The sequence below is a fragment of the Streptomyces pyxinicus genome (assembly GCF_024753135.1).
GTDB classification, from domain to species: Bacteria; Actinomycetota; Actinomycetes; order Streptomycetales; family Streptomycetaceae; genus Streptomyces; species Streptomyces pyxinicus.
In genome coordinates this window covers 402,254-421,956 of record NZ_JANUGP010000002.1, presented here as the reverse complement: position 1 = coordinate 421,956, position 19,703 = coordinate 402,254, and the positions used below count along the sequence as shown (strand labels likewise).

General features: G+C 70.2%; 18 protein-coding genes. 9 read left to right on the top strand and 9 right to left on the bottom strand.

Translation table 11 applies throughout. The features are described 5' to 3' along the window. The first annotated feature begins 215 nt into the window (after positions 1 to 215). Positions 216 to 1,025, top strand: coding sequence for an SAM-dependent methyltransferase (locus tag NX794_RS04455; RefSeq protein ID WP_258776813.1), 810 nt, complete (start codon positions 216 to 218; stop codon positions 1,023 to 1,025). 67 nt (positions 1,026 to 1,092) lie between these two features. Here the strand turns inward: NX794_RS04455 and NX794_RS04450 are convergent, their stop codons facing one another. Beyond that, positions 1,093 to 2,031: a helix-turn-helix domain-containing protein gene (locus NX794_RS04450; RefSeq protein ID WP_258776812.1), complete on the bottom strand. Its 939-nt coding sequence runs from the start codon at positions 2,029 to 2,031 to the stop codon at positions 1,093 to 1,095. A gap of 334 nt (positions 2,032 to 2,365) precedes the next feature. Continuing rightward, complete coding sequence (locus NX794_RS04445) at positions 2,366 to 4,159, bottom strand: Scr1 family TA system antitoxin-like transcriptional regulator (protein ID WP_258776811.1); 1,794 nt, start codon at positions 4,157 to 4,159, stop codon at positions 2,366 to 2,368. Between the two features lie 149 nt (positions 4,160 to 4,308). Between NX794_RS04445 and NX794_RS04440 the strand changes: the two genes are divergently transcribed. Beyond that, positions 4,309 to 6,054: a zeta toxin family protein gene (locus NX794_RS04440; protein ID WP_258776810.1), complete on the top strand. Its 1,746-nt coding sequence runs from the start codon at positions 4,309 to 4,311 to the stop codon at positions 6,052 to 6,054. A gap of 32 nt (positions 6,055 to 6,086) precedes the next feature. Here NX794_RS04440 and NX794_RS04435 read toward each other — a convergent pair whose 3' ends face one another. Continuing rightward, positions 6,087 to 6,371 carry a hypothetical protein gene (locus tag NX794_RS04435; protein WP_258776809.1) on the bottom strand — a complete coding sequence of 95 codons (285 nt, stop codon included), beginning with the start codon at positions 6,369 to 6,371 and terminating at the stop codon, positions 6,087 to 6,089. A gap of 730 nt (positions 6,372 to 7,101) precedes the next feature. On the opposite strand from NX794_RS04435, the gene NX794_RS04430 reads away from it, so the two are divergent. After that, positions 7,102 to 9,729: a P-loop NTPase family protein gene (locus tag NX794_RS04430; RefSeq protein WP_309505960.1), complete on the top strand. Its 2,628-nt coding sequence runs from the start codon at positions 7,102 to 7,104 to the stop codon at positions 9,727 to 9,729. 154 nt (positions 9,730 to 9,883) lie between these two features. On the opposite strand, the gene NX794_RS04425 is transcribed toward NX794_RS04430, so the two are convergent. Both NX794_RS04425 and NX794_RS04420 read right to left on the bottom strand, forming a co-directional pair. Further along, positions 9,884 to 10,795, bottom strand: coding sequence for a hypothetical protein (locus tag NX794_RS04425; protein WP_258776807.1), 912 nt, complete (start codon positions 10,793 to 10,795; stop codon positions 9,884 to 9,886). Between the two features lie 148 nt (positions 10,796 to 10,943). Beyond that, on the bottom strand, positions 10,944 to 11,867 hold the full coding sequence (locus NX794_RS04420; protein WP_428985848.1) for an aminoglycoside phosphotransferase family protein: 924 nt from the start codon (positions 11,865 to 11,867) through the stop codon (positions 10,944 to 10,946). Here NX794_RS04420 and NX794_RS04415 point away from each other — a divergent pair. The 3 genes from NX794_RS04415 (at position 11,866) to NX794_RS04405 (ending at position 14,783) form a co-directional block, all read left to right on the top strand. Continuing rightward, a complete protein-coding gene (locus NX794_RS04415) occupies positions 11,866 to 12,519 on the top strand; it encodes a rhomboid-like protein (protein WP_258776804.1) in 654 nt (217 codons plus the stop codon). The two genes, NX794_RS04420 and NX794_RS04415, sit on opposite strands and share 2 nt — an antisense overlap. 10 nt (positions 12,520 to 12,529) lie before the next feature. Further along, a complete protein-coding gene (locus NX794_RS04410) occupies positions 12,530 to 13,936 on the top strand; it encodes an NAD(P)/FAD-dependent oxidoreductase (protein ID WP_258776802.1) in 1,407 nt (468 codons plus the stop codon). A 148-nt stretch (positions 13,937 to 14,084) separates the two neighbouring features. Beyond that, positions 14,085 to 14,783, top strand: a complete 699-nt coding sequence (locus NX794_RS04405; protein WP_258776801.1) for a pentapeptide repeat-containing protein — start codon at positions 14,085 to 14,087, stop codon at positions 14,781 to 14,783. Positions 14,784 to 14,796: 13 nt separating this feature from the next. On the opposite strand, the gene NX794_RS04400 is transcribed toward NX794_RS04405, so the two are convergent. Continuing rightward, the gene (locus NX794_RS04400; protein ID WP_258776800.1) at positions 14,797 to 15,297 is read right to left on the bottom strand and encodes a hypothetical protein; all 501 of its coding nucleotides are present in this window, start codon (positions 15,295 to 15,297) and stop codon (positions 14,797 to 14,799) included. Between the two features lie 210 nt (positions 15,298 to 15,507). Between NX794_RS04400 and NX794_RS04395 the strand changes: the two genes are divergently transcribed. Further along, positions 15,508 to 16,794 (top strand): M1 family metallopeptidase, encoded by a 1,287-nt coding sequence (locus NX794_RS04395; RefSeq protein WP_428985852.1) that lies wholly within the window; start codon positions 15,508 to 15,510, stop codon positions 16,792 to 16,794. Between the two features lie 106 nt (positions 16,795 to 16,900). Here the strand turns inward: NX794_RS04395 and NX794_RS04390 are convergent, their stop codons facing one another. Then, on the bottom strand, positions 16,901 to 17,476 hold the full coding sequence (locus NX794_RS04390) for a TerD family protein (protein ID WP_258776799.1): 576 nt from the start codon (positions 17,474 to 17,476) through the stop codon (positions 16,901 to 16,903). Between the two features lie 184 nt (positions 17,477 to 17,660). Between NX794_RS04390 and arfB the strand changes: the two genes are divergently transcribed. Then, positions 17,661 to 18,098 (top strand): alternative ribosome rescue aminoacyl-tRNA hydrolase ArfB, encoded by a 438-nt coding sequence (gene arfB / locus NX794_RS04385; protein ID WP_258776979.1) that lies wholly within the window; start codon positions 17,661 to 17,663, stop codon positions 18,096 to 18,098. Between the two features lie 12 nt (positions 18,099 to 18,110). Here arfB and NX794_RS04380 read toward each other — a convergent pair whose 3' ends face one another. Further along, entirely contained in the window at positions 18,111 to 18,503 is a 393-nt protein-coding gene (locus NX794_RS04380) for a nuclear transport factor 2 family protein (protein WP_258776798.1), read from the bottom strand. A 122-nt stretch (positions 18,504 to 18,625) separates the two neighbouring features. On the opposite strand from NX794_RS04380, the gene NX794_RS04375 reads away from it, so the two are divergent. After that, positions 18,626 to 19,084, top strand: a complete 459-nt coding sequence (locus NX794_RS04375; RefSeq protein WP_258776797.1) for a MarR family winged helix-turn-helix transcriptional regulator — start codon at positions 18,626 to 18,628, stop codon at positions 19,082 to 19,084. Positions 19,085 to 19,102: 18 nt separating this feature from the next. Here the strand turns inward: NX794_RS04375 and NX794_RS04370 are convergent, their stop codons facing one another. Continuing rightward, on the bottom strand, positions 19,103 to 19,561 hold the full coding sequence (locus NX794_RS04370; RefSeq protein WP_258776796.1) for a GNAT family N-acetyltransferase: 459 nt from the start codon (positions 19,559 to 19,561) through the stop codon (positions 19,103 to 19,105). Positions 19,562 to 19,703 lie beyond the last annotated feature (142 nt).

Sequence of the window (19,703 nt, the reverse complement as noted above, 5' to 3'; positions counted from 1 at the left end):
CTCGTACTGAGATGAAAAGATCGTCGACTCACCAGGGTTGCCTGCGACCGGTTCGTATCGTGTGCCGGGCTGTCCGTCGAGGCCGTCCTGCGGTACGTCGGGTCTGTCGCGGTCAGGATGGGACAACCCTGGTGAGCGGTCAGTATGGACAGGGGTGCTGCAAGTGCACTCCGCTCTCTCAGAGGGCGGGCGGTAGCGACCAGTTGGGGGGCGCTGTGGGAGAGCAGCCGAGCACGGACTTAGGCCAGGACAGGGCCCATAGCGCGCGAATGTACGACTATTACCTCGGCGGGACGACGAACTACGCCGTGGACCGGGAGGCCGCCCGTGCGGTCATCGAGGTCTTCCCCGCGATCGAGACCGTGGCCCGCGTGAACCGGGCATACATGCACCGAGCCGCACGCTATCTGGCGCAGCAGGGGGTGCGTCAGTTCCTGGACGTCGGCACCGGCATTCCCACCACGCCCAACCTGCACAACGTGGTGCAGGATGTAGCGGCCGACTGCAGGGTCGTCTACGTCGACAACGACCCGATCGTCCTCGTCTACGCCGACGAACTCCTGGACGGAACCTCCGAGGGCCGGACCGCCTACGTCCAGGCCGACGCCACCGAGCCTGACGATGTCATCGCCGCTGTCGTCGAGAAGGATGTCCTCGACTTCAACCAGCCGATCGCTCTCAGCCTCCATGCCCTGCTGCACTTCGTCCCTGATGACCGGCGCCCCCGCGAGCTCGTCGCCCGCCTCCTGGAGCCCCTGGTCAGCGGCTCCTACCTGAGTTTGTCCCACTGCACCGGCGACTACGCTCCCGAGGCGTGGCAGGCCATCATCGACACCTACATCCAGCGCGGCACGCCGGCCCAGGTACGCAACCGCGCCGAGGTGGAGCGGTTCTTCACAGGACTGGACCTGGTCGATCCTGGCCTGGTACTCGCACACCAGTGGCGCCCGGAGCCGGGCAGCGGGCCCGCCGTGCTCACCGAACGGCAGGTCTCCCTCTACGCCGGCGTGGCGCGTAAACGCTGACTCAAGGGGCTGGAGCCCGTACAGCGCCGGCTCCACTCGAAATTTTCCCGCTCCCTGGCGGGGCGTGTCACCTGTAGTGGTCAGTGGCCAGTTGCTGAAGCTTGAGCCGTGTGGCCTCGGGCTCCAGGGAACGGACAAGCAGTTTGTCGAAAGCTTTCTCCCGGTTGTCCACCATGGTCTCGTCCTGGATGAAGAGCCCGCCGTCGAGGCTTTCGGCGTATGCGATCTTGGGGACGCGGCCCTTGAAGTCGAAGATGGTGGTGGCGCCCAGTTCTATGGGCATGTCGGTGCAGTCGAATTCGGCCAGGCGGATCTGGAAGCGGTTGTCGTCCTGGGAGAGGGTGATCAGGTGGTCGATCTGCTCGGCCATGACTTCGCGGGTGCCGACGGGGTGGCGTAGTACGCCCTCGTGGATGACGCAGATCATCTTCTTGTGCTTTGCGGTGGCGAACCTGGTGTGGCGTTCGCTGCGGAGGTTCACCAGTTGCAGGTGTGTGTCGCGAGTGCCGCGTCCGCGTTCGATCAGTGCTTGGGCGTATGCCTTCGTCTGCAGCAGGCCGTGCAGGTAGAGGACGTCGAAGGAGCGGATGCGTACCGCAAGGTCTTCGAAGCTCACCACGGTCTGCAGGTATCGCTGGGCCACCGCCGACCACGGATGCCACCAGGTGGGCTGGCCGGCGATCCGGGCCAGGTCGATGAGCGCCTGCTGCTCCTGCGGAGCCGTGATCTCGTAGATCGCGAGGAGTCGGTGCAGGTCCTGTTCTTTGATCTCGTGGTGTCCGCTTTCAGTCCGGCTCAGCTTCGAAGGCGAGAATCCCAGTCGGCGCGCCACCTCCTGCTGTTTCAGGCCGCGTTCCTCGCGCCAGTCGCGCAGGGCGCGACCCAGCAGCATTCGGGGTGCGGAGGGGGATGCTTCGTCGTGGAGGTATCGCACGACCCCGCGACGTCCGGTCCTGTGGCCGTCGCCATCGTCAGGCTCAACGATGCCTGGCAACTGCTTGACCAACGTTTGCTCCTTGTGCCGATACGAGTTCGAGGGTGAGAGGGAGGCGATCCCTCCATATGCCCATGGTGCCCAACCGCTACGTATCCGGGAGAGTAATCGCAAAAGATTCTTATCGTGGTTCTTGTGTCCGACCGCAAACGTGCCGTGGCGGGGGATGGCTCGCCGCCCGGCCCTGAGCGAGGCCACCGTCAGGGCTTCGCTCGTCGGTGGCCGAAACTGTGTGTGCTGGCTCGGTGTTCCCCCTCGGGGACGCTCTCTTGGCTCTTGTGCGTCCTTCGGGATGTCCAGACGCGGATTCGCTGTTGCTTCCTCCGGCCTGCACGCGTTGTTGGTCTCAGGTGTAGTGGTCGGAGGCGAGTTGCTGGAGCTTGAGCCGTGTGGCCTCGGGTTTTAGGGAACGGACAAGCAGTTTGTCGAATGCCTTCTCCCGGTTTTCCACCATGGTCTCGTCCTGGATGAAGAGTCCGCCGTCGAGGCTTTCGGCGTATGCGATCTTGGGGACGCGGCCTTCGAAGTCGAAGATGGTGGTGGCGCCCAGTTCTATGGGCATGTCGAAGCCGTCGAATTCGGCCAGGCGGATCTGGAAGCGGTTGTCGTCCTGGGAGAGGGTGATCAGGTGGTCGATCTGCTCGGCCATGACCTCGCGGGTGCCGACGGGGTGGCGTAGTACGCCCTCGTGGATGACGCAGATCATCTTCTTGTGCTTTGCGGTGGTGAACCTGGTGTGGCGTTCGCTGCGGAGGTCGACCAGTTGCAGGTGTGTGTCGCGAGTGCCGCGTCCGCGTTCGATCAGTGCTTGGGCGTATGTCTTCGTCTGCAGCAGGCCGTGCAGGTAGAGGACGTCGAAGGAGCGGATGCGTACCGCAAGGTCTTCGAAGCTCACCACGGTCTGCAGGTATCGCTGGGCCACCGCCGACCACGGATGCCACCAGGTGGGCTGGCCGGCGATCCGGGCCAGGTCGATGAGCGCCTGCTGCTCCCGCAAGGAGGTGATCTTGTATAGGGCGAGGAGTCGGTGCAGGTCCTGTTCTCTGATCTCGTGGTGTCCGCTTTCGGTCCGGCTCAGCTTCGAAGGCGAGAAGCCCAGTCGGCGCGCCACCTCCTGCTGTTTCAGGCCGCGTTCCTCGCGCCAGTCGCGCAGGACGCGACCCAGCAGCATCCGTGCTGCCGACGGTGCCACCTCGTCTTGGAGGTAACGTGCCGGTTCCCGACGTCTTGCCCTGTGGTCGTCGCCGTCGCCGGGTTCTGCGACGAAGAGGGTAGGGCGGCGAAGGAAGAACGTTTCAAAGATGCCCAGGAGCAACTGATCGTGCGAGTGGGCGACTTCCCGGGCTCGGGTGGCTTGGACGGCCTTCCAAGCTCTGAGATCTTCGGGACTGGCGTTGCCGTGGCTGCGGTGGTGCTGAGGGCACAGCAAGACGAGGTTGTCGAAGTGCTCCCGGTACGCGGCATCGGCGCCGGGCTCAATGTGGGCGAGCTCAACGGCGACTCGGTAGTGTTCACCGTCTCGCCTGATCAGGGGGACGGTGCAGCCGGGATAGGCGCACGAGGTGGCGGCTCCGTACAGCAAGGCAAGTGTGCGCGAGCTGGGCCTGCTGCCGCGATCGCGTTGCAGCCGCCGCCAGCACGCCACAGCCTCATCCCGCTCGCGCTCGGTGGCCCCAAGTGCTTCGAGAATGGTAGTCAGCTGGTCTTGCCGCAGATGAACGTGTCCGCTGAACAGGCGGCTCAGGCTCGAGGGGCTCGTACCCGTTACCGAGGCCAGAGTGCGCAGGGTCGGCATACCGGCACGAGCGCGTAGCGCGGATAGCCAGTCGGCAAGCTCCGCGGCGGTCCGCAGCGTGTGGGGATCGGCGGCAGCTGGTGAGCCCAGCCGTGCGTCGTGGTCGGCCGACCGGCGCATCTCGGCGGCAGCCTCGACTTCGATACCGAGCGCGGGGGCCATCGCCGCCAAGTTCTCCTCGGTAGGCAGGCGGGTGCCGCTCTCGGCCGCGTAGACGGATGAGAGTGGCACGCCGCTCGCGTCGCTGAGGGTCTGCACGGACAGTCCGGCGGCGTCGCGCAGCGCGCGCACGGAGCGCGCGAAGCCCGCGTATTTGCCCTGCGCAGGTTTGGCCGGACGTGGCATCAGTGAACCCCCTGTCGGTCGGCAGCACCTCATACCGATATTTTCTCGCTCTGTTTTCTCGCGTCGATGGAACGAGTGTAGGGTGTGGTGGCACGGTGCCACGACCTCCCGGGGCGCCCGCGCCCGCTCACATCGTGCCAGGAGGGCCCGTGAGTCCGAGGACCGTTACGGCACCGTCGCCATACGATCTGCATGCGATCCTGTCGCACCGTGTCCTGCCCACGTTCCTGGCCGGCGTGGTTCCCTCCTCCTGCCCGCGCGTACTGCTCGTCGGTGGAGCGCCCGGCAGCGGCAAGACCACAGTGGCCGACCAGCGCCAACCCCTCGTGCTCCCGAACGCTGTCCGGATCTGCGCCGACCTCCTCAAGCCAGAACATCCCGGGTATGCCGCGGCCCTGGCTGCGGACGAACGGCACGCCGGAGGCACGGTGCGCGCCGATACCCGTCAATGGGCCCGGGATCTCGCCGCCCGCGCAAGGGACCTCGGTGCCGACGTGGTAGAGGAGATCGCGCTGGACGACCCGCAGGACTTGCGTCAGTCGAGCGCGGCGTACCGCCTGGCCCGCTATCGCATCCATCTGCTTGTTCTGGACGTACCGTATGCGGTGGGGCAACTCAGGCTCACCGCCCGGCATCTGCAACACGCGCGGCAGCTCGGCGCTGTGCGCTACGTTTCCGCCGCCCACCGGGCCGCCTGCGCCGACCGGCTGCCCGACACCCTCGCTGTGGTGGAGACCGAGCGCCTCGTCGATCGTGTCACCGTCATCGGGCACCTGGGACGAGTCCTGTACAGCAATGTCCTGACCGACGGGACCTGGGCCCTGCCACAGGGAGCGGCGGCAGTGGTGGCCGTCATCCGGAAGCAGCTGTGGGAGGACCGGATCCAGGACCGGTTTGAGCGGGCCGTGGCGGCGGTGGTATGTGAATTGCGGGAGGAGCGGCTCACCGCACAGCGCCGGCAGACGGGGACCGAGGACCTTGAGACGGTCCGTGTCCTCGCCGCCCGCCAGCACCCGAAGACGCAGACGGGTGACGGCTTCGGGTGTCTGCCTCACGGCCAGCGGCAGCGCATCTTCGAGCGGGACATCGTCCCGGTCCATCTGGACAACGTCACCGCGCACGACGACCCGCACGTCATCTACGTGATGAGTCAGCCCGGTGGGAACAAGAGCTTACGCTCGCGCGAGATCCTGAATCAGCACGGCATCCGCGTGCCGACACTGATCTCCAGCGACTTCCTGAAGGCCGCCCACCCGGACTACCGCAGGCTGCTGCACGACCACCCGCGGACGGCCGGAGCGATCATCCGCGCGGATTACCGGTTCTGGAAGGAGCAGGCAGAGGCTTACGTACGGCAGCGTCGGGGCGACGCGGTCATCGAGACAGCGCCCAGTACACCGGAGGAGTTCCATTCCAGCGTGGCTGGCTTCGCCGCCGCCGGTTACCGCATCTCACTGGTCGTGGTGGCCGTACGGGCCGCCGACAGCCGTCAGGCCACCGCCTGCCGTTACATGGAGCAGGTTCGCCACCAGGTACCCGCGAGGTTCACTTCGGTGAGCGGTCACGACCGGTGCTTCAACGCGGTCGCCAGATGCATCCCACTCGCCGTCGAGAAACAGGCCGTCAGCACCCTTCAGGTCCTCGACCGCGACGGCCGCTCCTTGTTCGCCGCCCCGGCAGGCACCGCCACCGGCACCCACACCAAGGCGAGCGCGCTCGCGGCTCTGAACGCCGAAAGGACGCGCCCGTACACCCAGGCCGAGGCCCATCTCTTCCGAAGCCGGCAAGCAGAGCTCGTCGCGCATCTTCCCCAACACCGAACCGAGCTTGATGACATCTCCGCTCTGGCGGCTCCCCTCCTGCCGAGGCCCTTTTCGCCAGATGCCAGCAGCTGAGCCGGAACGTCCCGGCACGACGCCAGCGACAGTCAGTGAGGCAGCTCGTCCTCTTCGGTTCGGGCTAGAAGGGCGTGCGCGGTTTTGGTGATGCGCGCGACGCCGGCGGCGTCAGCGTTCTGCAGCTCTCGCAGCACCCTGCCGTAGGCGGCACGCTCCCGGGCCAGGCTGGCGATCAGCGCCTCATCCGGCTCCGGACGCCGCTCCTCGACGTCGATCCGCTGGGCATAGAGGGCGAGGACGGCAAGGACCGCGTCCCTGGCAGACTCGAACTCTACTTGCCCCACGGGGGCAGGCACGGGCTCGGACTCGGACATGAACGGCCAACTTCCTAGACCTCGACATCATGTTGAGCCCCATTGTGTAGACAATGCGCCTGACGACCAAGAATAGCTATGCCCCGTTCCTGCGGATGACGCGGTCTCGGCCGCGCTGAGCCCGGGACAAGGCGGTACGTCGCCTGCTTTTGTCTGGGCGTGGTTGACCGGAATTTGCGGGTCGCTCCGAGCGAGCGACGAGGAGTGCACTCCACTTGGTCAGTTGCAGCATCGACTGCCGGGCTGAAAACCGGCTGAGTACGACCCGGAAGCATGAATCGAATCATGCGTTCCTCGGCAGGCATGGAACCCCCGAGCGGAACCGAGCATGGCGGCAACCCTAAGCAGGCGACATCAGGCTGAAACGAACTGAGAGCCATGCCCGGCCTCCGGGGGCGATCTCCCGAAGTCGGGCGGTGAATCAGCGCCTGAGGCCGGTCGTACGGTGCCACCCGGCGGCGATCGCTTTTGTGAGGTCAGGCCAGTGACGAGTACGCCTGCCGGCTACCGGATGGTGAGGGTGGTGCTGTACGAGGGCCCGGGAGCGGGCTTCATCGGCGAAAGATGCTGCACGACACCCAGGGTGGCATCAAGTCGGCCAGACTGGACAGAGCCCGCTGCCAACCCAGGCCCCTTGGCATAGGTTGAAGCCCACACGTGATCGTTTTCGGGGGTAGGCGTGACCGGTGGCCGTGATCTGAGGGACCTGTTCAGTACGAATGACCGCAGTGTGACGGCACAGGAGGCGTTCACCAATCGGCAGGCACAGTGGGACCTGGTGGCCGACGCGCTCACCGAGCACCTGCGGCGGGTGACCTCCCCTGGCTTCGACGTCGAAGACCTGGAAGCCTCGCGGAACAACGTGATCGTGCTTCACGGTGTCGGTGGGATCGGCAAGACGACCTTGTCCCGCAAGCTTGAGGCGGCTCTCGCCGATGCTGGGCAGCGGCCGTCGCAGTGGGGTGAGCCCAGCTGGCCTGACGGGCGGATCCTGCCGGTGCGGATTGACCTGGCCCGCTCCGCCGGCACCGACTTCGAGCATCTGGTGCTCATGGTCCGCCTTGCCCTTGCCGCTCATGTCGGACGTCCGCTGCCCGCCTTCGACCTGGCGTTGCGCCGATATTGGGAGGCGAATCATCCGGGTGAGCCGATCGAGGAATATCTGCGCCGCGGCGGCCTCACCTCACGGTTCGGGCAGGTCCTGCCGGAGCAGATGCAGTCCGTGCTTGAGGAGGTGGCCTCCATACTGGCGCTGCCCGGCGTGGTCGGATCGGTCGTCGGCCAGGTCACCGGCGCTCTGGTGGGAGCGCTGCGCGAGCGGCGCCAGACGGTCCGCGCGCTCGCCGGATGCGCGCGGCTGGCCGACCTGCTGGTGGCCGAGCCTGATCTGGATGCCCTCTCCTACTACCCGCACCTGCTCGCCTGGGAAATCGCCCGCCTGCCCGAACGTAAACGCGTCACGCCCGTCGTCCTGCTCGACACCTTCGAGGACGTCGGGGATCGGACCCGGCGAGACCTGGAGCGGCTGATCCAGCGCGTGGTGTGGCTGATGCCGAACGTGTTGTGGGTGATCACCGGGCGTGGCAGGCTGCAATGGGCCGACGAAGGCCTTCAGGGCCAGCTTGACTTCACCGGGCCCGAGGCGTGGCCCGGCCTGGCCGCCGCTGACACTCCCTACACCCGCACCCCGCTGCCCACCAGCAGCGGCGGCCGGCAGGTCCTGGTCGGCGACTTCGCCCCGGAGGACTGTGACGACTACCTCGCCCGCCGGCTCTCCCGCGACGGGCAGCCCCTCATCACCGGCGACCTGCGCATGGTGATCACCGGCCGTAGCCACGGTCTGCCGCTCTACCTCGACCTGTCGGTGATGCGCTTCCTGGAGATCCGCCGCACCGGACGCACCCCCACCGTCGGCGACTTCGACCACGACTTCCCTGCCCTGATCTCCCGGACCCTGGCTGATCTGACCCCGGACGAGCGTCACGTCCTGCGGTCGGTCAGCCTCCTGGACGCTTTCGACGTTTCCCTCGCCACGCAGGCAGCAGGCCTCCCCCACGAGGCCCCGGCCATGCGGCTGATCGAACGCCCCTTCGTCCGGGAGAACCCTTTCGGGCTCTGGCCCTACCACCTGCACGGGCTGATCTGCTCCACCATCCGCGACGCCGACGACCATACCGACGACCGATGGAGCCGCGCCGACTGGCAGCGCGCCGCAGCACGCGCCTTCACCGCCCTGGGACGACAGTGGCGAGCAGGCTCTGACCGCGACCGGCTCCTCCTGACCGGCTGCCTGCGCCAAGGACTGCGTCTGGCCGGCGACCACCGCCTGGAACTGGGCTGGCTCACCGACGCCGCCTGGGCCTATATCAGCGACAGCGTCTGGGAGCCGATCGCGCCACCCGGAACCAGTGATCGCCTGGACACAGCCGCCGACGCCCTGGTCGAACTCCTGAGCACCCTCGCCCGCCGCCAGCACGAACACCGCACCCGCACTGTGGACCGGCTGACCACCATCCTCGACAGCCGTCTCCTGCCTGTCGGACTCGAAGAAATCGCCCTGTACTACCGGGCCAAGGCCTACCGCGACACCGGACATGGCGAGGCAGCACGTCGCGGTTACCAGCAGGTCGCCGACAACAACGGCCGCTTGGCCGCCGCCGCCCGGCGAGGTCTCGCCCATGCCGCCCGGCTCACCGGCGACTTCCCTACCGCGCACGCCGCCGCACAGACCCTGGGATGGGAAGGACGCCACCGGCGCGTCCTGGGCGACCTATGGTGGCTGCAAGGAGAACCCGAACGCGCTGCCGCCGCCTATCTCGTCGGTCGGACCGAGGCCGAACAGCACGCCAAAGCCGGTGAAGCCGCACACAACCAAGCCCTGCGCGCCCTCGCCGTCGCCTTCTACGACCCCCGTCAGGCCGCCGACGAGATCGACCTCGCCCATCAGCTCCTCGTCAGTCTCGACCTACGCGCCACCATGATCAACGCGGCCATCGCCGCCCTGCTCCGCGATGCCGGCGATCCCGCGCTCGCCGACCGCCTTCCCGCCCTGCGCACCGAGATCGATGCCTCCGGCCTCACCTCTATAACCCCGACCCTCGAACTGGCCGCGGCATTCGACCAGGCGGTACGCGACGACCAGGAAGCACTCGCCGCGACCGTTACCCGGCTGCGCGAACAGACCCGGAACGGGGACTACGCCTACTACATCGATATCGCGGCGTTCATGGCCGGCCTCCCCCTCCCCGCCGGCCATACCGGCCCGCAGTGGCTGGACGGCGAACAGGCCACCCGCGCCCGATGGCGCGGCCTCGTCACTGCCCGTCAGTACCGCCTGCGCAACCATCAGCAGCAGTAAAGGCAGGGGCACCCGACCTGACAGCGGCGTCCGGCCAGGTCGGGCAGCGGTCGGCGTGGTCCTCCGGGTTGTGGCTGGAGGGAGAGCCGACCATCGTGACCTTGTCGAGGTGACCGGGCGCATGTACGACCTTCTTGGCGCCCACGCCGGCGGGCTACCCGGTGGTCGTCGACCCGCGTGCGCGGCGACGGCGGCGGAGCGCGAGCACGCCGCCGCCCGTGACCAGAGCCACCGCTGCGGCCGCGAGGGCGCCGATGGCCGCCGGGGAGGGGCCGTGGGCGACCGGGTCGCCCGCGACGGTGACGTGCTGCCGGGTGGTCTGCCGGCCGTGGTGGCTGATCACGGTCAGCGGGTAGCGGCCGTGCGGCACGTCGGCCCGCAGGCGGGCGTGGCCGGCGTAGACCGTGCCGCCGTCGTCGCACTTGCAGCCGGGGTCGTCCGGGCTGTCGGTCCGGATGGTCACCGGGTGGTCGAAGACGGGCGAGGTGACGGTCAGGGAGTGTTCCCGGTCCGCCGCCCTCAGGTCGGTGAGGACCAGCCGGACGTCACTGCCGGGCCGTACGGAGGCGGGGGTGTCACCGCCGGGGACGGCGTCCGCCGGGCCGATGACGAACCGGCCGATGTCGGCGGAGCCCTCGGCGGCGACCTTGAGCCGTGCGGTGGCGACGGTACGGCCGTGGCTGGTCGCGGTGACCGGGTAGGTGCCCGCGCGCAGGCCGGAGCGGACGCGGTGGTCCGTCCCCGGGGCGTCCACCTGGGCGGACCGCGCCGAGCCGTGCTCCGCCGGGACCAGGGTGATCGGCTCCTGGAGTGCCGGGGAAGTGACCTCGACCCTGTCCCACCCCGGCCGCATCCCCCGGACGCTGAACCAGAGCGGGTCGCCCGCTTCCAGAAGCCTGTGCTGGGCCGTGAAGTACTCCAGGCGGACGGCGCCGGACGTGCCGCCCGCCCGCGCCGGGTCCGTCCCGGTGGCCGATGCTCCGGCCGCCGCTCCCAGCGAGCCCACGATGACAAGGCCCGTGGCGCTCAGCGCCCGCACCGCGTTGCGGAACAACGTTCCCCCCATTTCCCTGCGAACGGCTGGGCTGGTCCGGCCCGCCGACCGCTCGGCCGACCGGGAAGAGGGCGAAAGCGCCTTGGGGGTTGCCCGTGACCGACCGCAGGACGGGAGGCGATGCCGATCGCTCGGGTGGGCTCCTCCCGCCCGCGCTTTCTCATGCCAGCCTGCGGGCGATCTCCAGGTGCCGTGGCTCGACCGGGCGGCCGGACTCCAGGTCCCAGAGGGCGTTCTGGAGGAGGCGGGCGAGGGTCCAGGTGCGGGCTCGGGGGCGGTCCAGGGCGAGGGTGTCGGTGAGGGCGTCGAAGCGCCAGCGGACCTCGGTGGGCTCGAAGCGGTTGGCGAGGGCGGGCCAGAGGTCGAAGCCGGGGTCGCCGGCGAGCGGCTTGGGGTCGATGGCGAGCCAGTCGGCGCGGTCGGCGGCGAGGACGTTCCCGGAGTGGAGGTCCCCGTGCAGGAGGCGGTCGCCGGGGTCGTCGTAGGCGATCTCGCGGAGTGCGGCGGCGCAGTCGGTGAGGGTCCGGCGCGTCTCGGGGTCGGGAGCGTGGGCGAGGGCCCGGGGGGTTCGGTCGAGCAGGGCGGGGGCGATGTCGCCGAGGCTGCGCAGGCCGGGTGGGGCGGGGTGGGAGGTGAGGCGGGCCAGGAGGCGGGCGATGACCAGCGTCGAGGTGCGGGTGTCGGGCGTGTGGGTGAGGGGACGGGTCTCGCCCAGGCGTCTCAAGTGTTCCAGCAACAGGGTGCCGGTGTCCGGGTCGTGGTCGAGGAGGAGTACGGCGCCGTCGCCGTTCCAGGTGCGCAGGGCGACCGGTTCGGCCCGGGTCTCCTCGTCGGGCAGATGGAGTTTGAGGACGGCACGGGCGCCGTCGGTGCGGGTGACCGGGAGGACGAGGGCGCTGACGCCGTGCATCTGGGGGCCGTCAAGGGTGAGGTGCCAGCGGTTCAGGAAGTCGGCGGCGAGGTGGGGGAGGGACCTGACGAAGGCCTCGCCCGTGGTTCCGTTGTGCCTCCGCTGGGCCTCGGCCAGTTCGGGGGGAATGTCGATCACGGGCGGGACGGTAGCGGCGTGCGTGAATCGGGGCATGGGAAAATTCCGGGGTTTGGGCGTGGTGTGGGCGTATGTCCGCGGTGCTCCCGGCACGTATGTGTGGCTGGGGGTCCTGTTCGTCACGACGGTGGCGCTGCACCGCATGTCGCCGGAGTTCGAGGCGTACTTCCTGCGGCGCAGGTCGACCAACATCAGCGAGTTGTCGCGGACGCCGGTGCGGGTGCTGGTGGCGAGCGCGATGTGGATCGAGAGCGGGCACTGGGTGCCGTACGCGTTCCTGTACTCGGTGTTCCACGCGCCGGCGGAGCGATGGCTCGGGACCGCGCGGTGGCTGGTGGTGTGCGCGTCGGCGCACGTGCTGGCGTCGCTGATCAGCGAGGGGGTGCTGCTGATGGCGATCCGGGACGGTGTGGCGCCGCCGGCTGCCGTGAACACCCTGGACATCGGGGTGAGTTACGCGTTGGCCGGGGTGATCGCGGTGCTCGGTTACCGGGTCGCGGTGCCGTGGCGGTACGGCTATCTGGCGGCGGTGCTCGTGGCGTTCGGGCTGCCGCTGACGGAGGGGCCGACCTTCACGGACTTCGGGCATTTCGTGGCGGTGCTGAGCGGGCTGGCCTGTTTTCCGCTGGTCAGGGGGCGCGGAAAAGCATGGAATCCGAAGGAGACACTGGCCACCCTGAGGGGTTAACGTCCGGCCCATGAGCAGTTGGGCGAGCGGTGCCGTGAATGGCGGGGTCTCCTTCTGGTACGCGGACGACGGTCTGCCGGCGGTGCGGGAGCCGCTGTCGGGGGACGCGACGGCGGACGTGGTGATCGTCGGCGGCGGTTACACCGGTCTGTGGACGGCGTACTACCTGAAGAAATCGTCTCCGTTCCTGCGGATCACGGTGCTGGAGCAGAAGTTCTGCGGGTACGGCGCCTCGGGGCGCAACGGCGGCTGGCTGTACAACGGCGTCGCCGGCCGGGACCGGTACGCGAAGCTGCGCGGCCGGGAGGCGGCCGTGCGGTTGCAGCGGGCGATGAACGACACCGTGGACGAGGTGATCACGGTCGCGGCGGCCGAGGGCATCGACGCCGACGTGCACAAGGGCGGTGTGCTGGAGGTGGCGACGACGCCGGCGCAGTGGGCGCGGCTGCGGGCCTTCCACGAGCACGAGGTGTCGTACGGCGAGCAGGACCGGGAGCTGTTCGGCGCGCGGGAGACGGCGGAGCGGATCCGGGTGGCGTACGCGGTGGGCTCCGCCTGGACGCCGCACGGGGCGCGGGTGCACCCGGTGAAGCTGGTCAAGGGGCTCGCGGCGATCGTGGCGGCGCTGGGGGTGACCATCCACGAGTCGACGCCGGTGACGCAGATCCGGCCGAAGCACGCCGTCACCCCCTACGGCACCGTCCGCGCCCCCTACGTGCTGCGCTGCACCGAGGGCTTCACGGCCTCGCTGAAGGGGCAGCGGCGGACCTGGCTGCCGATGAACTCCTCGATGATCGCGACCGAGCCGCTGACGGAAGCGCAGTGGGCGGCGATTGGCTGGGCGGGCCGGGAGACGCTGGGCGACATGGCGCACGCCTACATGTACGCGCAGCGCACGGCGGACGGCCGGATCGCGCTCGGCGGGCGCGGGGTGCCGTACCGCTTCGGCTCGCGGACCGACAACGACGGCCGTACCCAGGCGGCGACCGTGGAGGCGCTCCGGGAGGTGCTGACCCGGTTCTTCCCGGCGCTGGCCGGGGTGCGGGTGGAGCACGCCTGGTCCGGTGTCCTCGGGGTGCCCCGGGACTGGTGCGCGACGGTGACCCTGGACCGTGGGACGGGGCTCGGCTGGGCCGGCGGCTACGTCGGCTCCGGCGTCGCGACCGCGAACCTGGCCGCGCGGACGCTGCGGGACCTGGTACGGCAGGACTCCGGGCAGGGCGGCCGGACCGCGCTGACGGACCTGCCCTGGGTGGACCACCGGGTGCGCAAGTGGGAGCCGGAGCCGCTGCGCTGGCTCGGGGTGCAGGGCATGTACGCCACGTACCGCACCGCCGACCGGCGCGAGCGCCTGCGCCCGGACCTGCGCTCTTCGCGGCTGGCCCGGGTGGCCGACCGGGTGTCGGGACGGCACTGACGGCTGGAGTGGCCGGCGCGGGGCCGGGGCCTCCTCGTGGGTCAGGTTCTCGGCGGGGCCGAAGGCGGGCAGTCGTACGGCGTGCATGGGTGCCCCCCCCGTGATGCGGAGGGCGGGGACTGTCAGTGGCGAGGTGCAGCATGGGGGCATGGCGAGGAGAGCGGTGAGTGGCGTGAGTGGCGGGCCGGCGGTCCGGCCCGCGGTGAAGGCGGCGCGGCGGCCGGAGGTGCGGCTGCCGGCCCTGGAGCCGTGGACCGGCGGGGAGCTGGAGCCGGACGGTGACTACGACGGGGTGGAGTTCCGGGACCTGGACCTGGCCGGGCAGGACGGCGCGGGCGCCCGGTTCATGGACTGCGCGCTGACGGGCTGCGCGGTGGACGAGACGGCGCTGGGCCGGGCCCGGGTGCTGGACTCGGTGCTGACCGGGCTGCGCGGGGTCGGCACCCGGCTCGCCGAGGCCACCTTGCGGGACGTCGAGCTGGTCGAGGCCCGCCTGGGCGGCACCCAGCTGCACGGCTCGGTGCTGGAGCGGGTCGTGGTCCGGGGAGGCAAGCTGGACTTCCTCAACTTCCGCGAGGCCCGGCTGAGAGACGTGGTCTTCGAGTCCTGTGTGCTGGTCGAGCCGGACTTCTCGGGGGCGCGCCTGGAGCGGGTGGAGTTCGTCGACTGTGCCCTGAGGGGGGCCGACTTCGGCAACGCCACCCTGAAGGATGTGGACCTGCGCGGGGCCGTCCCTCTGGAGGTCGCGCGCGGCCTCGACCGGCTGTCCGGGGCGGTGATCAGCACCGGGCAGCTGCTCGACCTGGCGCCGGCGCTGGCGGCCGAGCTGGGGATCCGGGTGGAGTGAGGCCGGGCGGCGCTCAGGGCAGGCGGGGGAAGCGGGCCTGGAGCGTCCAGATCGCCGGGTTCTCGGCGAGGTCGTCGTGCAGGTCGGTGAGGTCCGCGAGCAGGTCGTGCAGGAAGTCGCGGGCCTCGCGGCGCAGTTCGGCGTGCGAGAAGCTCAGCGGGGGTTCCTCGGCGGGGGTCCAGTCGGAGCCGATCTCGACCCAGCCGAAGCGGCGCTCGAAGAGCATGCGGTCGGTCGACTCGGTGAAGTCCAGCTCGGCCCGCTGCGGCTTGGCGGCGCGGGAGCCCAGCGGGTCCCGGTCCAACTGCTCGGCGATGTCGCACAGCGCCCACGCGAAGTCCAGCACCGGCACCCATCCCCAGGCTGTGGACAGCTCCCGGTCCGTCTCGGTGTCCGCGAGGTAGACGTCACCGCTGAACAGGTCGTGCCGCAGCGCGTGGATGTCCGCGCGGCGGTAGTCGGTCTGCGGGGGGTCCGGAAACCGGTTGGAGAGGGCGTAGCCGATGTCGAGCACGCTCAGATGGTGTCACGCCCGGCTCCGTGTCCCGGCCCCGGTGGGCCGGGGAAGCCTAGGATCGCCGACGTGCCCGGATTCGTACCCGTACCCGCGCGCCTCGTACCCGTACCCGCGCGCCTCGTCCCCCTCGGCGCCGCCCTGCTCGCCCTGGCCCTGACCGTCAGCGCATGCGACGGTGGTGTGCACGGCGTCCCCGGCGGCTCCGGCGTGCGTGACCCCTTCTTCCCGAAGGCGGGCAACGGCGGCTACGACGTCACGCACTACGCCCTCACCCTCGGCTACGCCCCGGCCGGCCGCCGGCTCACCGGTACGGCCGTCATCACCGCCCGCGCCACCGCCGACCTGTCCGCCTTCGACCTGGACCTCGCCGGACTGCGCGTCGACTCGGTCACCGTCGACGGCAAGGACGCCCTGGTCAGCCGGACCGGCCAGGAGCTGACCGTCCGCCCCCACGACGATCTCGGCAAGGGCGCCGTCTTCCGCACGACCGTCCGCTACGCGGGCGCCCCGCGCACCCTCACCGACCCCGACGGCTCCGAGGAGGGCTGGCTGCCCACCGCCGACGGCGCCCTCGCCCTCGGCGAACCCGTCGGCTCCATGGCCTGGTTCCCCGGCAACGACCACCCCTCGGACAAGGCGTCCTACGACCTCGCCGTCACCGTCCCGAAGGGGCTCCAGGCCGTCTCCAACGGCGAGTTGACCGGCAGCGACGACCACGACGGCCGCACCACCTACCACTGGCGCACCGCCGAGCCGATGGCGAGCTACCTCGCCACGCTCGCGATCGGCCACTACACCATCACCCGGAGCACGGGCCCGCACGGGCTGCCGCTGCTCACCGCCGTGGACCCGGAGCAGGCGAAGGCGAGCGCCGGGGTGCTGGCCAGGCTGCCGGAGATCCTCGCCTGGGAGGAGCGGACCTTCGGCCCCTACCCCTTCTCCTCGGCCGGCGTGATCGTGGACCGCCCCGGTGACGCGGGCTACGCCCTGGAGACGCAGAACCGGCCCGTCTTCCCCGGCGCCCCCGAGACCGGCACCCTCGTCCACGAACTCGCCCATCAGTGGTACGGCGACTCGGTCACGCCGAGGAGCTGGCGGGACATGTGGCTCAACGAGGGATTCGCCACCTACGCGGACTGGCTGTACCAGGAGGAGCACGGCGGCCGGAGCGCCCAGCAGATCTTCACCGGTCTCTACGACGACCGTGACGACGATGCCCTCTGGGCCTTCCCGCCGGCCCGGCCGGACGGCGCCGCGCACGTCTCCGACCGGCCCGTCTACGAGCGCGGCGCGATGGTGCTGCACAAGATCCGGCAGCAGACCGGCGACCGCGCCTTCAAGGCCCTGCTGCGCGGCTGGGCCGCCGCCCACCGGCACGGCGGCGCGAGCACCGCCGACTTCACCGCGTACGTCGAGAAGCGCGCCCCCGGCACGGACTTCACCGGGATCTGGAAGCACTGGCTGTACGGCGACGGCCGGCCGGACCGCCCCTGAACAGCCGGGGACCCCGGCCGTGCGACGCGGCACGGCCGGGGGCCGGTGTACGGCGCCCCGGTCACTCGGGGCCGGTACCGGCGTCGGTACCGGCACCGAAGGACCGTCAGACGTTGACGCCGAAGTCCTGGGCGATGCCGACCAGGCCCGAGGCGTAGCCCTGGCCGACGGCGCGGAACTTCCACTCCGCGCCGTTGCGGTACAGCTCGCCGAAGACCATGGCGGTTTCGGTGGCGGCGTCCTCGGACAGGTCGTAGCGCGCGATCTCGGCGCCGCCCGCCTGGTTGACGATGCGGATGTAGGCGTTGCGGACCTGGCCGAAGTTCTGGCCGCGGTTCTCGGCGTCGTAGATGGAGACCGGGAAGACGATCTTCTCGATGTCGGCGGGGAGGCCGGCCAGGTCGACGTTGATCGCCTCGTCGTCACCCGCGCCCTCGCCGGTGCGGTTGTCACCGGTGTGGACGATCGTGTTGTCCGGGGTCTGCTTGTTGTTGAAGAAGACGAAGTGCGCGTCCGAGTAGACCTTGCCCTGGCCGTTGACCGCGATCGCGGAGGCGTCCAGGTCGAAGTCCGTGCCGGTGGTGGTGCGGACGTCCCAGCCGAGGCCCACGGTGACGGCCGTCAGGCCCGGAGCCTCCTTGGTGAGCGAGACGTTGCCACCCTTGGACAGGCTTACAGCCATGTTGGGAGTCCCTTCCTTAGATTTCCCTGCACGCTTGGATGTCCCCGCACGTGTATGCCGACGAAGCTGAAGCTACCGTCACCCCGCACAACGTCGAGGGGGGTCCCCATGGTTCCGGCTCCCTTTACCTTTTTTACCCGAGTCCTCGAAAACCGGGTGACGTGCCGGGGGCGTGGCCGGGAACATGGAGGGCATGTCCGGGCCCTATCTCATCCGCGGCTCGGTCTCGCTCCCCGAGGCCGAGCTGATGTGGCGTTTCTCGCGGTCGTCGGGGCCTGGCGGACAGCACGTCAACACCAGCGACTCCCAGGTGGAGCTGCGCTTCGACCTGGCGGGGACCGAGGCGCTGCCTCCGGTGTGGAAGGAGCGGGCGCTGGCGCGGCTGTCCGGGCGGCTCGCCGACGGCGTCGTCACCGTGCGCGCCTCCGAGCACCGCTCCCAGTGGCGCAACCGCGAGGCTGCCGCCGTACGCCTCGCCGCGCTGCTCGCCGAGGCCACCGCGCCCCCGCCCAAGCCCCGCCGCCCCACCCGCATCCCGCGCGGCATCAACGAACGCCGGCTGCGCGAGAAGAAGCAGCGCTCCGACACCAAGCGGGGACGTACGGGGCGGAGCTGGGACTAGGCGGCGGAGAGGTCAGCGGGCGCTGCCCAGGTCGCGGTCCGTGCTGGAGCCCTGGAGCATCAGGGTGGTCTCCTCGATGCGGCGGAAGCGGCCGTCGGCCGTCAGGTCGGCGAAGACGTACACCTCCATCCGCACGGTCGTGCCGTCCTTCTTGGTGACGTGGGCGGTGTGCCGGTCGGCGTACCGGCTGCCGTCGTACAGCTCCTCGTGCACCTCGACGTGTCCGCCGGCGACGAGGGTGCGCAGGTGGGCGATGTGGTCGAGGAACTCGCCGCGGTCGGCCCACTCGCCGTCCGTGCGCTGGCGGTACTCCGGGGCGAAGTGGCGGTCGGCGGCCTCCTGGAGGGTCAGCTCGTCGTTGAAGAGCAGGTCGGTCAGGGCGGCCTCGATGCCGGTGCGGGTCATGGCAGGTTCCTTCCTCGGAATCCGAGATGCGTGCGCCGCGCACGCTTCGCCTTGACTGTAGCACCAGTTGCGTGCGCAGCGCACGCTATTCTTCGGGGGTGAAGTCATCTAGGGAGTCACCCGTGGAGTCATCGGAGACCGAGAAGGACGCCGGGCAGGAGATCGCGGACGCGCTGGGCGTGCTCCTGCGGCGCACCACCCGCACCCGGCTGCATCAGACGCTGACCGAGGACATGGGCGAGGCGGTGGACGAACTGACCTACCCCGTGCTCAGCGCGATCGCCCGGAACGGCCCCTGCAGCGCGGCCGACCTGGCGCCCGAGGTGGGCCTCGACCGTTCCGGCGTGACGCGCCGGGCCTCCCGGCTGGAGGGCGCCGGTCTCGTCCGGCGCGAACCCGACCCCGCCGACCGGCGCGCCCAGCTGCTGGTGCTCACCGAGCCGGGCCGGCAGGCCGTGGCCGAGCTGCGCACCCGGCTGGCCGCCCACATCATGGCGAGCCTGTCCGCGTGGCCCCCGGGCGAGGCCGAGACCTTCGCCCGCCAGCTCCGTCGCTTCACACTGGAGGGGCCGTTCGCCTGACGTGACCGGCCGGACCGGTCACCACTCCCTTACGGCCACCGTCTGTCCGCCGCTCGTCTCGCCGTTCTCGCGGAAGCCGAGCCGGCGGTAGAACTCCTCGGGGCCGTCCGGGCCGGGATGCCAGGTGACGTACAGCCGGGTGCCGCCGCGGCGCCGGATCTCCTCTTCGACGCGGTCCACGGCGAACCGGCCGTAGCCCCGGCCCTGTCGTCCGGCGGCGATGTTGAGGCGCCACAGCCCGGAGCGGCGGGCACTGCCGTCGCCGTACCAGTCGATGTCCAGGAACGCCATCAGGAAGCCGACCGCGCGGTCCCCGTCCACGATCAGCCTGGGCCAGGCGACGCCGGGCGGGTGGACGTACGCCTCCGCGAGGGAGTTCGCGACCGGTGCGACGGCGTGCTCCTGGTCGGAGCGGACCCGGACGGCGAGGGCCGTGTCGAGGTTCGCGGGGGTGATCTCGTCCAGGCGTGGCGGCATCGGGTCACCCTAGGGAGGACGGCCGCCGGCGGCCACCGGATATGCGGCGGACGGTTACCGGATATGCGGCGGACGGCCCCCGGGTATGCGGCGGACGGCCCCGGCGGCCACCGAACACGCGGGCGCGGCCCGTGCTCAGCCC

What these genes read in the sequence shown, in the direction of transcription:
- NX794_RS04425 (WP_258776807.1), bottom strand. Translation starts at nt 10,795, where the DNA reads ATGGGGGGAACGTTGTTCCGCAACGCGGTGCGGGCGCTGAGCGCCACG.
- NX794_RS04420 (WP_428985848.1), bottom strand. Translation starts at nt 11,867, where the DNA reads ATGCCCCGATTCACGCACGCCGCTACCGTCCCGCCCGTGATCGACATT.
- NX794_RS04380 (WP_258776798.1), bottom strand. Translation starts at nt 18,503, where the DNA reads ATGACCCGCACCGGCATCGAGGCCGCCCTGACCGACCTGCTCTTCAAC.
- NX794_RS04370 (WP_258776796.1), bottom strand. Translation starts at nt 19,561, where the DNA reads ATGCCGCCACGCCTGGACGAGATCACCCCCGCGAACCTCGACACGGCC.
- NX794_RS04445 (WP_258776811.1), bottom strand. Translation starts at nt 4,159, where the DNA reads ATGCCACGTCCGGCCAAACCTGCGCAGGGCAAATACGCGGGCTTCGCG.
- NX794_RS04410 (WP_258776802.1), top strand. Translation starts at nt 12,530, where the DNA reads ATGAGCAGTTGGGCGAGCGGTGCCGTGAATGGCGGGGTCTCCTTCTGG.
- NX794_RS04390 (WP_258776799.1), bottom strand. Translation starts at nt 17,476, where the DNA reads ATGGCTGTAAGCCTGTCCAAGGGTGGCAACGTCTCGCTCACCAAGGAG.
- NX794_RS04415 (WP_258776804.1), top strand. Translation starts at nt 11,866, where the DNA reads ATGGGAAAATTCCGGGGTTTGGGCGTGGTGTGGGCGTATGTCCGCGGT.
- NX794_RS04405 (WP_258776801.1), top strand. Translation starts at nt 14,085, where the DNA reads ATGGCGAGGAGAGCGGTGAGTGGCGTGAGTGGCGGGCCGGCGGTCCGG.
- arfB (WP_258776979.1), top strand. Translation starts at nt 17,661, where the DNA reads ATGGAGGGCATGTCCGGGCCCTATCTCATCCGCGGCTCGGTCTCGCTC.
- NX794_RS04435 (WP_258776809.1), bottom strand. Translation starts at nt 6,371, where the DNA reads ATGTCCGAGTCCGAGCCCGTGCCTGCCCCCGTGGGGCAAGTAGAGTTC.